General features: G+C 34.5%; 13 protein-coding genes. 5 read left to right on the plus strand and 8 right to left on the minus strand.

Annotation, left to right across the window (positions count from 1 at the left end; genetic code table 11):
• The first annotated feature begins 17 nt into the window (after window positions 1–17).
• The 4 genes from ACRHOC_RS09400 to ACRHOC_RS09415 all read left to right on the plus strand — a co-directional run bounded on the left by ACRHOC_RS09400 (window position 18) and on the right by ACRHOC_RS09415 (window position 6,763).
• Entirely contained in the window at window positions 18–2,498 is a 2,481-nt protein-coding gene (locus ACRHOC_RS09400) for a M14 family metallopeptidase (protein WP_431158379.1), read from the plus strand.
• A 20-nt stretch (window positions 2,499–2,518) separates the two neighbouring features.
• Window positions 2,519–5,341 (plus strand): M16 family metallopeptidase, encoded by a 2,823-nt coding sequence (locus tag ACRHOC_RS09405; RefSeq protein ID WP_431158380.1) that lies wholly within the window; start codon window positions 2,519–2,521, stop codon window positions 5,339–5,341.
• Window positions 5,342–5,409: 68 nt separating this feature from the next.
• On the plus strand, window positions 5,410–5,781 hold the full coding sequence (locus ACRHOC_RS09410) for a VOC family protein (protein ID WP_431158381.1): 372 nt from the start codon (window positions 5,410–5,412) through the stop codon (window positions 5,779–5,781).
• 295 nt (window positions 5,782–6,076) lie between these two features.
• Window positions 6,077–6,763, plus strand: coding sequence for a hypothetical protein (locus ACRHOC_RS09415; RefSeq protein ID WP_431158382.1), 687 nt, complete (start codon window positions 6,077–6,079; stop codon window positions 6,761–6,763).
• On the opposite strand, the gene rimO is transcribed toward ACRHOC_RS09415, so the two are convergent.
• Window positions 6,760–8,061, minus strand: a complete 1,302-nt coding sequence (gene rimO, locus ACRHOC_RS09420) for a 30S ribosomal protein S12 methylthiotransferase RimO (protein WP_431158383.1) — start codon at window positions 8,059–8,061, stop codon at window positions 6,760–6,762. The two genes, ACRHOC_RS09415 and rimO, sit on opposite strands and share 4 nt — an antisense overlap.
• Before the next feature lie 82 nt (window positions 8,062–8,143).
• Between rimO and ACRHOC_RS09425 the strand changes: the two genes are divergently transcribed.
• On the plus strand, window positions 8,144–9,247 hold the full coding sequence (locus ACRHOC_RS09425) for a serine hydrolase domain-containing protein (RefSeq protein ID WP_431158384.1): 1,104 nt from the start codon (window positions 8,144–8,146) through the stop codon (window positions 9,245–9,247).
• Here ACRHOC_RS09425 and ACRHOC_RS09430 read toward each other — a convergent pair.
• The 7 genes from ACRHOC_RS09430 to ACRHOC_RS09460 form a co-directional block, all read right to left on the minus strand.
• Complete coding sequence (locus ACRHOC_RS09430) at window positions 9,244–10,920, minus strand: amidase family protein (RefSeq protein WP_431158385.1); 1,677 nt, start codon at window positions 10,918–10,920, stop codon at window positions 9,244–9,246. The genes ACRHOC_RS09425 and ACRHOC_RS09430 overlap by 4 nt on opposite strands.
• Window positions 10,921–10,925: 5 nt before the next feature.
• The gene (locus tag ACRHOC_RS09435) at window positions 10,926–11,669 is read right to left on the minus strand and encodes a hypothetical protein (protein WP_431158386.1); all 744 of its coding nucleotides are present in this window, start codon (window positions 11,667–11,669) and stop codon (window positions 10,926–10,928) included.
• A gap of 229 nt (window positions 11,670–11,898) precedes the next feature.
• Window positions 11,899–12,852 (minus strand): signal recognition particle-docking protein FtsY, encoded by a 954-nt coding sequence (gene ftsY, locus ACRHOC_RS09440; RefSeq protein WP_431158437.1) that lies wholly within the window; start codon window positions 12,850–12,852, stop codon window positions 11,899–11,901.
• A gap of 143 nt (window positions 12,853–12,995) precedes the next feature.
• Window positions 12,996–13,148 (minus strand): DUF4295 domain-containing protein, encoded by a 153-nt coding sequence (locus tag ACRHOC_RS09445; RefSeq protein WP_411895398.1) that lies wholly within the window; start codon window positions 13,146–13,148, stop codon window positions 12,996–12,998.
• Window positions 13,149–13,155: 7 nt separating this feature from the next.
• Window positions 13,156–13,338: a 50S ribosomal protein L33 gene (rpmG, locus tag ACRHOC_RS09450; RefSeq protein ID WP_076616981.1), complete on the minus strand. Its 183-nt coding sequence runs from the start codon at window positions 13,336–13,338 to the stop codon at window positions 13,156–13,158.
• A 24-nt stretch (window positions 13,339–13,362) separates the two neighbouring features.
• Window positions 13,363–13,599, minus strand: a complete 237-nt coding sequence (rpmB, locus tag ACRHOC_RS09455) for a 50S ribosomal protein L28 (RefSeq protein ID WP_111683792.1) — start codon at window positions 13,597–13,599, stop codon at window positions 13,363–13,365.
• A gap of 79 nt (window positions 13,600–13,678) precedes the next feature.
• The gene (locus ACRHOC_RS09460) at window positions 13,679–14,926 is read right to left on the minus strand and encodes a competence/damage-inducible protein A (RefSeq protein WP_431158387.1); all 1,248 of its coding nucleotides are present in this window, start codon (window positions 14,924–14,926) and stop codon (window positions 13,679–13,681) included.
• Window positions 14,927–14,990: the final 64 nt, after the last annotated feature.

Below are 14,990 nucleotides of genomic sequence, written 5' to 3' on the forward strand. Positions count from 1 at the left end.
AAATAAAACCAACTAATATGCGCCGACATTTTTTCATTTTATTCATTTCACTTTATTCCTTTTTTCAATTAAATGCCCAAAACTTACAATCACCTGATGATTTTTTGGGTTATGAAATTGGAACTCAATTTAGCAGACACCACCAAGTCGTTGATTATTTTGAGCATGTAGCAGATGCTATGCCAGCTAATGTAAAGTTAGAAAAATATGGTCAAACCAATGAAAGACGCTCTTTGTATTTGGCTTATATCTCGAGTGAAGAAAACTTGAAAAATCTAGAAACAATTAGAACAAACAATTTGAAGCAAACTGGTCTATTAGATGGTACTTCAAATGATTCTGATATTTCTATTGTTTGGCTTAGTTATAATGTACATGGGAATGAAGCTTCCAGTACTGAAGCCTCAATGCTTACGATTTATAAATTATTGACAGAACAGAAACAACTTTTAAACAATACTGTAGTAATTATTGATCCTTGTATTAATCCAGACGGTAGAGATCGTTATGTAAATTGGTTTAATGAGACGGCTAGCAAGCCATATGATATAGATATCCAAGCCAGTGAGCATAATGAACCATGGCCTGGAGGCCGACCAAACCACTACCTATTTGATTTAAATAGAGATTGGGTTTGGGCCACTCAAGTTGAAACGCAACAACGCCTTAAAGTATATAATAAGTGGATGCCTCATATTCATGTAGATTTTCATGAACAAGGTATAAATGAACCTTATTATTTTGCTCCTGCGGCAGAACCTTATCACGAAATAATTACGGATTGGCAACGTGATTTCCAAACTCAAATTGGTATTAATCACGCTAAATATTTCGATGCGAATGGTTGGTTATTTTTCACTCGCGAACGGTTTGACCTGCTTTACCCAAGTTATGGTGACACCTACCCTACTTACATGGGAGCTATTGGAATGACCTATGAGCAAGGTGGTCATGGTATGGCTGGTCTAGGTGTTTTAAATGATGAGGGTCATGTATTAACCTTAGTTGAACGTTTAACGCATCACACCACTACAGGTTTATCAACAGTTGAAATTGCTTCAAAAAATGCCAATAAAATAAATACCGAGTTCGTTAAGTTTTTCAATAATAATGGTTTAAAATACAAGAGTTATGTACTACAAGGTGAAGCGGATAAATTAAATAGACTTAAAGCGCTTTTAGATCAACACGAAATTAAATATGAGCGTCCTTCTGGCGGAAAAGCGTCAGGCTACGATTATAGCAAAGGTGGACAAGGTAGCATGTCCCTTTCATCTAATGACTTAGTTATTCATTCTAATCAGCCAAAAGGTAAAATGGTAAAGGTACTTTTTGAACCTTCAGCAAAGTTATCTGATTCCCTAACTTATGATATAACAGCATGGTCTTTACCATATGCTTACGGTTTAAAGGCCATTGCGAGTACTTCAAAAGTATCTAGTGAAATCTTAATAGATAATAACACTCTGGAACAGGTATCTGAAGCCTATGGCTATGTGAGCAAATGGAATTCTATGAAGGATGCACAGTTTCTCGCAACACTATTAAAGCATGATATAAGAGTAAGATTTACTGAAAAACCATTTAAATCAAATGGTAGCACTTTTGATAGAGGTTCACTCATCATTACTAAAGGGGACAATAGCCATCTCGATAATTTTATGACACTTTTAAACAAAGCCATAAAAGTTCATAATCAAAAATTAACACCTATTGTATCTGGTTTCTCCCAAACGACTCCAGATATTGGCTCACCAGATATTAAATTAATAAATAATCAAAAGGTTGCAGTGCTCTCTGGAGATGGTACATCATCTTTAAGTTATGGTGAAATCTGGAACTTTTTTGAAAACCAACTCAATTATCCTATTACCTCAATAAATACAAAAAACCTAAGCAGAACTAACTTAAGCAAATACAATGTGTTAATTGTTCCTAACGGTTATTATGGTAGTGTTTTAAATGATAACAGTTTCAATAAAATCAATGACTGGGTAAGAGCTGGTGGTACCTTAATTGCCATAGATGGTGCTTTAAGAAGTATAGCTGGAAAAGACGGAATGAGTCTAAAATATAAAGCCTCAGAAGGGATAGGCGAAAGTAATAACCTAACGCCTTATGCAGAAAGAGAACGAGAATACACTAATAATATGATCACTGGTGCAATATTTAAAACCAAAGTGGATAATACGCACCCAATGGCATTTGGATACGGAAATGAGTATTTTACTTTAAAGTTAGGAAGCACTGCTTATGATTTACTAAGTAGTGGATATAATGTAGCTCATATTGGTGACACCAAAGTATACTCGGGATTTGCTGGTAAGAATACAATTAATAACCTAAAAAATACGTTGGTTTTTGGTGAAGAACAGAAAGGAAGCGGTAGTATTATTTACTTTGCTGATAATGTGTTGTTCAGGAATTTTTGGGACAACGGTAAATTGTTCTTAGTGAACTCTGTATTCTTCGTAAATATAAATGCATTTGAATTTTAGTCATTTTTCAGCTCTAAATTATGAAATCAATAAAAGGCTTATTACTATTTGTATTGACTGCTGTAATTGTATTAGCATGTCAAGAAAAAGAAAAAACACAATCCACTGAATTTAAAGTCGATTTTGAAAAATTTACTCTAGATAATGGCCTTCAGGTTATTTTACACGTAGATGATTCTGATCCTGTTGTGGCTGTCGCTTTAACAGCACATGTTGGTTCAGCTAGAGAAAAAGAAGGGCGCACAGGTTTTGCTCACCTATTCGAACACTTACTTTTCCTTGAATCTGAGAATTTAGGTAAAGGTGGTTTAGACAAAATGAGTGCTCGTATTGGAGGTTCAGGTGCAAATGGGTCTACAAGTAGAGACAGAACCAACTACTTCCAAACCGTGCCAAAAGATGCCTTGGAAAAAATGATTTGGGCAGAAGCTGATAAACTTGGTTTCTTCATTAACACAGTTACAGAACCTGTTCTGGCGAAAGAGAAGCAAGTTGTAAAGAATGAAAAGCGCCAATCTACAGACAATAGACCATACGGCCACAGTTCTTATGTTACAAACACAAATCTTTACCCAGAAGGCCACCCTTACAGCTGGGAAGTTATAGGCTCCTTGGAAGATCTGCAGAATGCCACATTAGAGGATGTAAAAGAGTTTTATAGACGCTGGTACGTTCCTAATAATGTAACCTTGACTATTGCCGGAGATATAGATGTAAAACAGACTAAGGAATGGGTAAAGAAATATTTTGATGAAATTCCACGAGGTGAAGACATTGATGAAATTGAAAAACAACCTGTTATTTTAAAATCATCAAAACGTCTTTTTTATGAGGATAATTTTGCCAGATTACCTCGATTATCAATGACTTGGCCAGGTGTACCACAATACCATAAGGATTCTTATGCTTTAAGCGTTTTGACCGAGTATTTATCTAATGGAAAAAAAGCACCCTTAAATCAAATTTTGGTTGACCAAGAAAAGCTGACTGATAATGTCAGATTCTCTCAATATAATTCTGAAATAGCCGGACAAATATCATTATCCGTTACGGCCTTTAACCAAATTGATTTAAATGTTGTAGCAGATGCCATCAATGACGGTTTCAAGGATTTCGAACTCAATGGTATCTCCGAATCAGATTTAAATAGAATCAAAGCGGGACAAGAAACTGATTTCTACAATAGTCTTTCTAGTGTGTTAGGCAAAGGATTTCAGTTGGCACAATATGAAATTTTTGCTGGTGATCCTGGATTTATAAATCAAGATGTTAAAAATATTTTAGCTGTGACTCCAGAGGATGTCATGGCTGTATACAATAAGTATATTAAAGACAAAAATTATATAGCGACAAGTTTTGTTCCTAAGGGACAGGTTGATTTAGTTCTAGATAATTCAACATTAGCAAATGTTGTTGAAGAAAAGATTGTTCAAGGTGCAGAAGAAACCTTTGACGCCAGTATCGAAGCAACTTATGAGAAAACGCCTAGCAGTTTTGATCGTAGTATTGAACCACCTTTTGGTGAGAATCCTGAATTAAATATCCCAGAAGTTTGGAAAGAAAAACTCGATTCAGGTATAAATGTTTATGGTATTGAAAATACAGAAGTTCCACTAGTACAATTTGAAATGCAGATTGAAGGTGGACTTTTATTAGAGAATAAAAATAAAATTGGTGTTTCAAACCTTTTAGCCAATCTTATGACCAAAGGCACAAAAAATAAAAGCACTGAAGAATTAGAAAATGCTATCCAAAGCCTTGGTGCTAGTATCTATGCCTATGCCACTGATAGTAATATTACCATCTCTGGCACTACACTGTCAAAACATTTTGATGCAACCATGGATTTGGTGAATGAAATTCTACTAGAACCACGTTGGGATGAAAACGAACTAGAATTACTAAAAGCGAGTACTATCAGTACAATAAAAAGACAAAAAGGAAGCCCTAACAGTATTTCGGCAAATGAATATGCCAAACTACTTTATGGAGAAAATAACATTTTGTCAAATAGCAATAATGGTACAGAAGAATCTGTAGCATCTATTACCATGATAGATCTCAAGGAGTTCTACAATAAAAATCTCACTCCTCAATTAGCATCCTATCATGTTGTTGGTGCTATTTCAAAATCTGAGGTGCTTGCGTCTTTAGATCAAATAAATAACCAATGGGAATCTAAAGAAGTTACCATTCCAGAATTGCCGTTACCATTAAAGCCTGCATCATCGAAGATTTATTTTTATGATATTCCAGGTGCCAAACAATCAGTTATACGATTTGGATATCCAGCACTAAAGGCAACTGAGGTAGATTACTATCCAGCAACAGTAATGAACTATCGTTTAGGTGGTGGCGGATTTGCTTCTCAGCTTACTCAACAATTAAGAGAAGGCAAGGGCTATACCTATGGTATTAGATCTCGATTTTCGGGTTCTAATTATAACGGCGAGTTCGCAATTAGCAGTGGTGTTCGATCAAACGTAACATTCGAATCTACAAGCTTAGTTAAAGATATATTAGAAAACTATGGCTCTGGATACAATGAAGAAGATCTTGAAGTTACAAAAGGCTATACCATAAAAAGTAATGCAAGAGCTTTTGAAACCTTAAATGCCAAATTAAATATGCTTACTAATATTAGTAACTATGGTCTTGACGATGACTATGCAAAACAACGAGAAGAATTGGTGAAAAATATGACTGTTAATGATGTAAAGGCATTGATAGAAAAATATATCAAACCAAATCAGATGATTTACCTCCTTGTTGGAGATGCAGAAACTCAATTAGATCGTTTAGAAGCCTTAGGGTTTGGCAAGCCTATTCTATTGAATAAATAATCTAAGTCCCATAAAAAAGCTATTCTATTGATTTTATTAACTTTAGGTACTAATTAAAATCAATTAAAATGAAACTAGGTGCATTCTCTGTAAGTTTGTCTGTCCAAAACTTAGAGGCTTCAAAATCTTTTTATGAAACCATGGGCTTTTCGGTTTTTGCCGGAGCCATTGAGAGCAATTATCTCATCATGAAAAACGAATCAACACTGATTGGTTTATTTCAAGGTATGTTTGAAAACAATATTCTCACCTTTAATCCAGGATGGGATCAAAATGCCAATACCTTAGATGATTATAATGATGTTAGAGAAATTCAATCGCATTTAAAATCTAAAGGCGTAACCTTTGCTAGTGAAATTGATGCTGGTGATTCTGGACCTGCTAGTTTTGTGGTTTTAGATCCAGATGGCAATGCGATCCTTATCGATCAGCATATTTAAATGAGGTTGCTCAGTCTTAGTATTATAACGGTTGGTTAAATTTATGTGACTCATACATCCAATCAACATTTCACTATTTGTTATAGTATAATACTCCAAATGCATAGTATTAATAGTGTGCAAATTGACAGCATAACTATTTTTAATCTATTCTTTTTTACTAAGTGGTTCATTAAATATTATGTCTCTTTAAATTAGGACCCATTGACTTTAAGACAGTCACATTTTAAACTTATATTAATAAAAACAGAGTGCTATTGGCCTTATCTTTGTACAAATTCATTGCATAAGATTAATGCCACAAACTACACTTATTTCCTTCTTTAAATACTCGGGTGCACGCAATAAATGGAATGCCTTAGGACGCATGGGCAGACCTCCTTTACTCGAAGCATCAATTGAAGGCTTGACATTTTGGAAATCCTTAGGTAGTGGTAGTGGTAATGGATTTTCTATTTGGCCAGATTTTTCAACTTTTGGGTTACTTACAGTATTCAATTCTGAAGAAGAAGCTAATTCATTTATAGAATCAGAAGTTATTGAGGCCTATACTCATACAGCAATTTCATTTACTCATGTTTATATGCACACCATTAAAGCCCATGGTAGATGGAGCGATAAGGAACCTTTTAAAAAGGCAATAGACTATGATGTTAATAAGCCATTGGCTGTTATTACCAGGGCCACCATTAAACCTAAACTAATTCATAAATTTTGGAAATATGTTCCATCGGTATCAAAGTCTATGGATGGACATACTGGCTTGATATACTCTAAAGGTATTGGTGAATGGCCTATTTTTATGCAGGCAACTTTTTCGTTATGGAATAATGGAAACGAAATGATTCAATATGCCTATAAAAACCCTAAACATGCCCAAATGGTAAAAAAAACACGCGAATTAGGTTGGTACTCAGAAGAGCTATTTAGCAGATTTCATCCCTTTAAAATAAAAGGTAACTTAATTGATTTTACCATCTAGACAACCTCAGCATAGAGATCAAAATCTTCTGCTTCTGTGACCTTAACAGTCGCAAATTCACCAGTTTTCAAATAAACTTTTGAAGCATCTATCAAAACCTCATTATCTACATCTGGAGAATCAAATTCAGTTCGTCCAACAAAATAATTCCCTTCTTTACGATCAATAACTACTTTGAACTCCTGCCCTATTTTTTGTTGATTCAATTCCCAGGATATTTGCGATTGAATTTCCATAATCTCATTAGCGCGTTGCATTTTTACTTCTTCAGGAACATTGTCTTCAAGATTGTAAGCATGTGTATTCTCCTCGTGAGAATACGTAAAACATCCTAAGCGCTCAAAACGCATATCCTTTACCCACTGCTTTAGTGTCTGAAAGTCCTCCTCAGTTTCACCAGGATAGCCAACGATTAAAGTAGTCCTTATTGTCATCTCAGGAACTATATCTCTAAATTCCTTAAGTAATTTTGTGGTCTTTTCTTTTGTAGTGCCTCGACGCATACTCTTTAAAATAGCATCTGAGATATGTTGTAAAGGAATATCTAAGTAATTACAGATTTTTGGTTCACGCTTCATCACATCTAATACATCCATCGGGAACCCTGTTGGAAATGCATAATGCAATCTTATCCAATCTATTCCATCTACTTTTACCAAAGCTTCTAATAGCTCTGCTAAATTTCGCTTTTTATATAAATCTAAACCGTAATAGGTTAAATCTTGAGCAATTAAAATAAGTTCTTTTACACCATTTGAAGCTAATTTTTCTGCCTCAACAACTAAATCTTCGATTGGTGTGCTTCTGTGTTTACCACGCATTAGTGGAATAGCACAAAAACTGCAAGGTCTATCACATCCGTCAGCAATTTTTAAATAAGCATAATTCTTAGGAGTCGTCGTGAGTCGCTCACCTATAAGTTCATGTTTATAATCTGCTCCTAAAGCTTTTAATAGACTTGGCAATTCTGTTGTACCAAAATACTGATCTACATTTGGAATTTCCTTTTCTAAATCGGGCTTATAGCGCTCGCTCAAACATCCAGTAACAAATACTTTATCTACATCACCTTCCTCTTTCTTTTGCATAAACTCAAGGATGGTATTAACACTTTCTTCTTTGGCGTTATTTATAAAACCACAAGTATTAATCACTACAATATTACCTTCTTGCTCATGCACAACATCTTTTCCACTGGCCTTTAATTGGCCCATCAATACTTCACTATCATAGACATTCTTACTACAGCCAAGTGTAATAACGTTAATTCTATTTTTCTTAAGTGTTTTAGTCCTCATGCTTTTGATCTATCAAACCGCAAAGATACAATGTAAATTAAACCTTTTATATATTTGATAGTCTAAATGCAAAACCCAAATTATGAAGTCTATAAAGGTGTTACTTTTTATTATTTGCTTAAATAATTTATATAGTTGCACCACAGATAGTAACTCTGGAGATGTAGAGCAAAATCAAAATGACCCAAATGAATTACCAAATGATGAAGCGCTTTACTTTCCGTCATTAAACTCCAATACATGGGATACAAAAACAATTGCAGAACTAGGTTGGAACACCGACCAGCTGCAACCACTGCTCAATTATTTAACAGATAAAAACACCAAAGGTTTTATTATTCTTCACAATGGTAAAATTGTGGTAGAATCTTATTTAAATGGGCACACCAATACATCACCTTGGTATTGGGCAAGTGCGGGTAAAACACTAACTACCGCAGTTACCGGAATTGCAGAAGACGAAGGCCTTTTAAATATTGACGATCGCGTTTCGAATTATCTTGGAACTGGATGGACCAGTGCACCATTAGAAAAGGAAAATCTAATTACACCTAAGAACTTATTAAGTATGGATTCTGGATTAGATGACAGTATTGGTGATAGTGTTTTACCAGAAAATTTGCAATATGTGGCAGATGCTGGCTCCCGATGGGCTTATCATAACGTTTATGTTAAACTGCAAGATGTTGTTGCCAGTGCCAGTAATATGAGTTTTGTCGACTATTTTAATGATCGATTAAAAAATCCAATAGGTATGAGTGGTGCATGGCTTCCTTCTGGGGATTTTAATGTGTATTGGAGTACAACAAGAAGTATGGCAAGGTTTGGGCTGTTAATTTACGCAAATGGCACATGGAATAATCAACAAGTATTACCTGAATCTTTCTTAAACGAAGCCATAAACACCTCCCAAGGTCTCAACGAAGCCTATGGTTACATGTGGTGGCTCAATGGTAAAACAACTTTTATGTTACCTCAATCACAAAATATTTTTAGTGGTTCATTGATTCCTAATGCTCCTAATGACATGTATTGCGCCTTAGGGAAGAACGACCAAAAAATTTACATTGTACCAAGTGAAAATCTGGTCGTAATTAGAATGGGTGAAGCTGCGGATAACGAAAATTTTGCTCTTTCTGATTTTGATGACCAATTATGGTTGCGCATTAATATGCTTATAAATTAGTTGTAGTTTACTGGTGCGACTCTTGCTTTTGATGCTTGTTCGTACACATAGGCCCACTCCAACAATAATTTTTCTTGAAGACGTTTTGCAATAAATGTTAATCCCAAAGGTTTACCTTCTTTGTTATATCCCATCGGAACCGTTAAAGCAGGGTACTCAGCTACTGCAGCAAAACCAGCATGATAATTATTGATAGATAAAAATCCATCCAATTCATGCTTAGACATTGGGATATCAAAATAGCGTTTACCATTATTGTGAAGTGTATCTATAATACGCTCTAAAAACGCTTCATCACCTTCATCAGCAGCGATCCCTTTAAATAAATTTTGACCATAAGGCATATAATTTAAAGAATCCTGTAGGTTAAATGCCATCATATCACTTACTGTTCTCAATTTAATGTCCTTATTAGCAAAGCGCTCCATATAATTTGGTAGGTCTTTCTTCATATCTAGATTTAAAAGGCGTAAAAAATTGGGCAAGCCTAATTTTTCTTCCTCAATCTCAATAATTTCAGCACCTTGCTCCTTTAATACCTGAATTGCTTGTACATATAAACTGTCTTCCAATAGTCGTTTTGGCGCACCGAATCGCTTTCCTGATAAGGTAGCGTTTGCAAGATCTTTTGTATAGAATCCAGACTCCCACATCATCATAAATGACTTACCATCTTCTTCATCTTCTCCAAAAATAGCATCTAAAACTATGGCGTTATCGATAACTGTGCGTGTAATTGGACCAGCGGTATCAAGTGTGGAAGAAATAGGCACAATACCAGAACGACTTACCAAACCTATAGTTGGTTTAAGTCCAACAGCCGAATTTTGACTTGCTGGCGATAAAATGGACCCTGAAGTTTCACTTCCCAACGTGGCAGCCGCAAAATTAGCAGACACAGCAACACCACTACCTGAGCTAGAACCTCCTGTATCAAAAACTCTTGGCTTATAAGGGTTTAGAGTTTGTCCACCCATAGCACTATAACCACTAGGACAATCACCACAAAAAAAGTAAGCCCATTCACTCAGATTTGCTTTACCGAGAATAATGGCCCCTTTAGACTTTAATTTTTCAACTATAAACGCATCATTAGTAAAATTATCCTTTAATGCTACAGCACCAGCAGTAGTTGCCATACCTGATGCATTGATGTTATCCTTAAGTAAAATTGGCATTCCATAAATGGCGTGCGTATCATCACTTTTATCTTTATCTCGTTTTATAGCAATATCAATAGCATTAGGATCTATTGAAATCACAGAATTTAAAGCCAGTGGGTTTTCTCGATCATACTTTCTAATTCTGTATAAGTAAAATTTAGTTAATTCTTCATAAGTGAATTTCCCCTCAGCAATATTTTGCTGAAGACTAGGAATATCTTGTTCGATGATTAGAGATTTTAGACGCTCATAGTCTTGCTCACTAAAATCTTCCAACTTTGGATTAATAGCATTCCAAATTTCATCCTTTGTCAAATTTTTAGAATCTAAAACTAAAAATTCAGTAAAATCCTTTGTAGAAATTGCTTCTAAACCAGTTGTATCTTTCTCAACGGTTTCAGTAGAATCGGATCCAAGTTTTACATCATCCTTTACTTTGGTATTATTCGATTCTTCCTCACAGGAGACTACAAAACATAAGACTAACAATAAGGTAATTATTCTTGGCATAACAACTAATTTAAATTATTAAGAAACTCTAGAAAGACCAATAACGACTCAGGACTTTTTTTCTTTACTTTTTCTTTTTTTATAAAGGTATAAACCGCTTCAAAATCATTTTGGAAATCCAACTTCAGGTCTTTCTTTTTTAAGGAAAGTTCAAACCCTTCCTTTTTATTATGATTATACAAATAGTAGGCATCGTAAATATTGAATTTTGCTGCTCTATCAGACTGATTTGGAGAGGCTGCTTTTTCAGCAGGTGTTAGTTTACACGTTTTCTTTTGATATAATGAAAACTTCTTTCCTTCAAACAACTGCATAATGTAAGTGTTTGAGTATTTCTCTAAACCGGCTAAATCATTTAGTAATAAAGTAGCATCTTTAAATTTAACGATGGTTCCATTTAGTTTTAATAGGGCGTCAAACTCTTCATTATTAGAATTATTAAGTTGAGCTACATTGGGATCCATTATTTGAATCTCATCATTATAAATATTGTATCGCATTGGAAAACTACCATAAATACTATCATTTATAATAAGCTGAGCTGTTTCAAAATTTTGAGTTAAATATGGGCTTCCTTTGATATCTTCAAAGGAAATAGGGTTTGCTTTCTCGTCTCTATTTAAGCGATCTCTAATGATTTGTTTTAATCTCCATGTGCTTTCATATTGGCTTGGAGTATTAACAACACTTTGTCCCTGACAAAAGCTAAAACATAGAAAAATAAAAAATAATAAAAATAACTTTTGCACAACTAGATTGGAATAAAGGTTACTAATTTTTAGATAAAAAAAGCTAATAAATTGACTTTGTTAAATATCTAAATGACATTTATAAAAATAAGAAATTCAGCTTAGAAAACTAGATTCTAAAATCTTTGAAATACAAATAACTAAGAAGTCCATTCAGACAAATAGAATTGTGAAAGGAGTGCAAGACAAACTTTGGACTTATTAGTGGTAAAAAAGAAAAAAGATAGACTTATTTAAAGAATGAATCTACAAATTCGTACTTGTTAAACACCTGTAAATCTTCGATACCTTCACCAACACCAATGTATTTTACAGGCACTTTAAATTGATCACTTATCCCAATTACAACACCACCTTTTGCTGTACCATCTAATTTTGTCACTGCTAATGATGTTACTTCCGTAGCAGCTGTAAACTGCTTGGCTTGCTCGAAAGCATTCTGACCAGTAGAGCCATCCAAAACCAAAAGAACATCATGTGGAGCCTCACCAACAACTTTTTGCATAACACGCTTCACTTTGGTGAGCTCGTTCATTAGGTTAACTTTATTATGAAGACGACCAGCCGTATCAATAATTACAACATCTGCATCTTGATTAACTGCACTTTGCAGAGTATCAAAAGCAACAGATGCTGGGTCACTACCCATTTGCTGCTTTACAATTGGAACATCGACTCTGTCCGCCCATACCTGTAATTGATCTATAGCCGCAGCTCTAAAGGTATCTGCAGCACCTAAAACAACCTTAAGACCTTGCTTTTTAAATTGATAAGCTAATTTGCCTATTGTAGTGGTTTTACCAACTCCATTTACTCCAACAACCATGATTACATGAGGTCGTTTATCGCTAGGAACTGTAAATTCGGTTGCTTCACCAACATTAGTTTCGGATAATAAGGCTGCTATTTCCTCTCTTAGTATTTGATTTAATTCAGAAGTCCCTAAATATTTATCTCTAGAAACACGTTCTTCTATGCGTTCAATAACTTTAAGTGTAGTATTCACACCCACATCACTTGTAACCAAGACCTCTTCTAGGTTATCTAAAACGTCATCATCTACTTTCGATTTTCCAGCAACAGCTTTGTTTAATTTGGTAAAAAAAGAAGTTTTAGATTTCTCTAATCCCTTATCTAGTGTTTCCTTTTTTTCTGAAGAAAATATATTTTTAAAAAAGCCCATTAAATGTTTGTTTGCAGTATTTATAGCAACAACCTTGCCTTTGTTTTTTACATGAAAAGTTGTCAGAATTTGATCAAATATAGACATAAAAAAACTGCTTTCAAATGAAAGCAGTTTTCAACATCTATTTCGTTAATAACGAATTATTTTTTATTTAAAAAGTCATTGACAAGTTCTGGTGACATCACCGATTCTACGAACATATATGCTCCTGTTTTTGGTGACTTTACCATTTTAATAGCCTTTGTCAAACGCTTAGATCCTGTCTGTAATGTTGCTACTGATTTCTTTGCCATGATTCAATTATTTTATCTCTTTGTGAACTGTCATACGCTTAAGAATTGGATTAAATTTTTTAATCTCCATTCTGTCTGGCGTATTCTTTTTATTTTTTGTTGTAATATATCTTGAAGTTCCTGGCATACCAGAAGCTTTGTGCTCTGTGCACTCTAAGATTACTTGTATTCTATTTCCTTTCTTTGCCATGGTATTTGACTTTAGCGTTCGTTATTATTTATAAAAACCTTTTGCTCTTGCTTCTTTTATCGCAGCTGAAATACCTATTTTGTTGATAGTTTTTAGTGCTGATGTAGAAACTTTTAGTGTTACCCACTTATCCTCTTCAGGGATGTAAAAACGCTTCTTAATCAAGTTTGCGTTAAACTTGCGCTTTGTTTTATTCATGGCGTGAGATACATTGTTCCCAACCATTGCTTTTTTCCCAGTAAGTTCACAAACTCTTGACATTGTATTCTTTCTTTAGGTACGTTAATTTTTAACAGGGTGCAAATTTAGTAAATCTTTACGTTTCGACAAACATAAAGTGTTACTTTTTTGAAATTTCTTTGTGTAGCATTTCAAAGGCCTTATTCGTAGCTTTCATAATTACTTTCTCACGATGATTACTGAAATTAAAAACTTCTGAAATGACCTCATCTTCTGTTGCAATAGCGATCCATACCGTACCCACTTCCACGTCCGAATCACCTTTTGTAGGGCCAGCATTACCTGTGGTACTTAAACCATAATCGGCATTGAATAGTTGTCTTACATTTTTCGCCATAGACTCAGCTACTTCTTGGCTAACCACTGAATTTTCGACAATGATGCTTTCGTTAAGCTTAAGAACATTGACTTTTGATTCAGTTGCGTAACTCACTATACTCCCTTTAAAGTACTTTGAGGCGCCTGCGTTAGCTGTAAAAGCTTGAGCAATTCTACCACCAGTGCAACTTTCGGCTATCGATAGGGTTTTACCCAAATCAACCAAACGTGATCCAATAATTTGCTCTATGGTTGTGTCGTCTTCAAATCCAACAAATATATCTTCAACCAGTGGGATGAGTTTTTTTACTTGCTCATCCATCGCTTCATCGACCATATTTTTATCCATAGCCTTAGCCGACAAGCGTAATCTTACACGCCCTAAGCTTGGTAAATAAGCGAGCTTAATAAAATCTGGTAGGTTATCCTCAAAATGTTCAATTCTACTTGCTATAGCACTTTCTCCAAGTCCATAGGTCAATAATGTCGTGTGTTTTATGTAAGGAAAATTATAGGCTTCTCTTAATAATGGAATTACCTCATTATTTATTAAAGCCTTCATTTCATAAGGAACACCTGGTAGAGAAACAAATACCTTTCCATTCTTTTCCATCCACATACCAGGAGCAGTTCCAAACTTATTCATTAGAACTTTACATTTAGAGGGTACTAAAGCTTGATGCCTATTGATCTCAGAAATTGGTGTTTTGATGTATTTTGAAAATAGATATTCTACGTTTTGAAGCACTGCTTTATTTTCAACTAATTTATCATCAAAATATTCACATAAGGTCAACTTTGTGATATCATCTTTTGTAGGGCCTAATCCTCCAGTCATTATAATTATATCAGCATTTTCTTCAGCTTCTTTTAAGGACTTTAAGATATGGGCTTTATCATCTTGAACTGATGTAATCTGGAAAATAGAAATCCCTATTTTATTAAATGCCTTGCCAATAAATGTCGAATTCGTATCAACAGTTTGGCCTATGAGTATTTCATCGCCAATAGTGATTATTTCTGCAGTCAATATTTAAGTACTTTAATGATATTGGCAAAGGTAAGGCTATTAAAATGTTAATTCATTAATTTTA

This window comes from Winogradskyella poriferorum, from assembly GCF_050618035.1.
GTDB classification, from domain to species: Bacteria; Bacteroidota; Bacteroidia; order Flavobacteriales; family Flavobacteriaceae; genus Winogradskyella; species Winogradskyella poriferorum_A.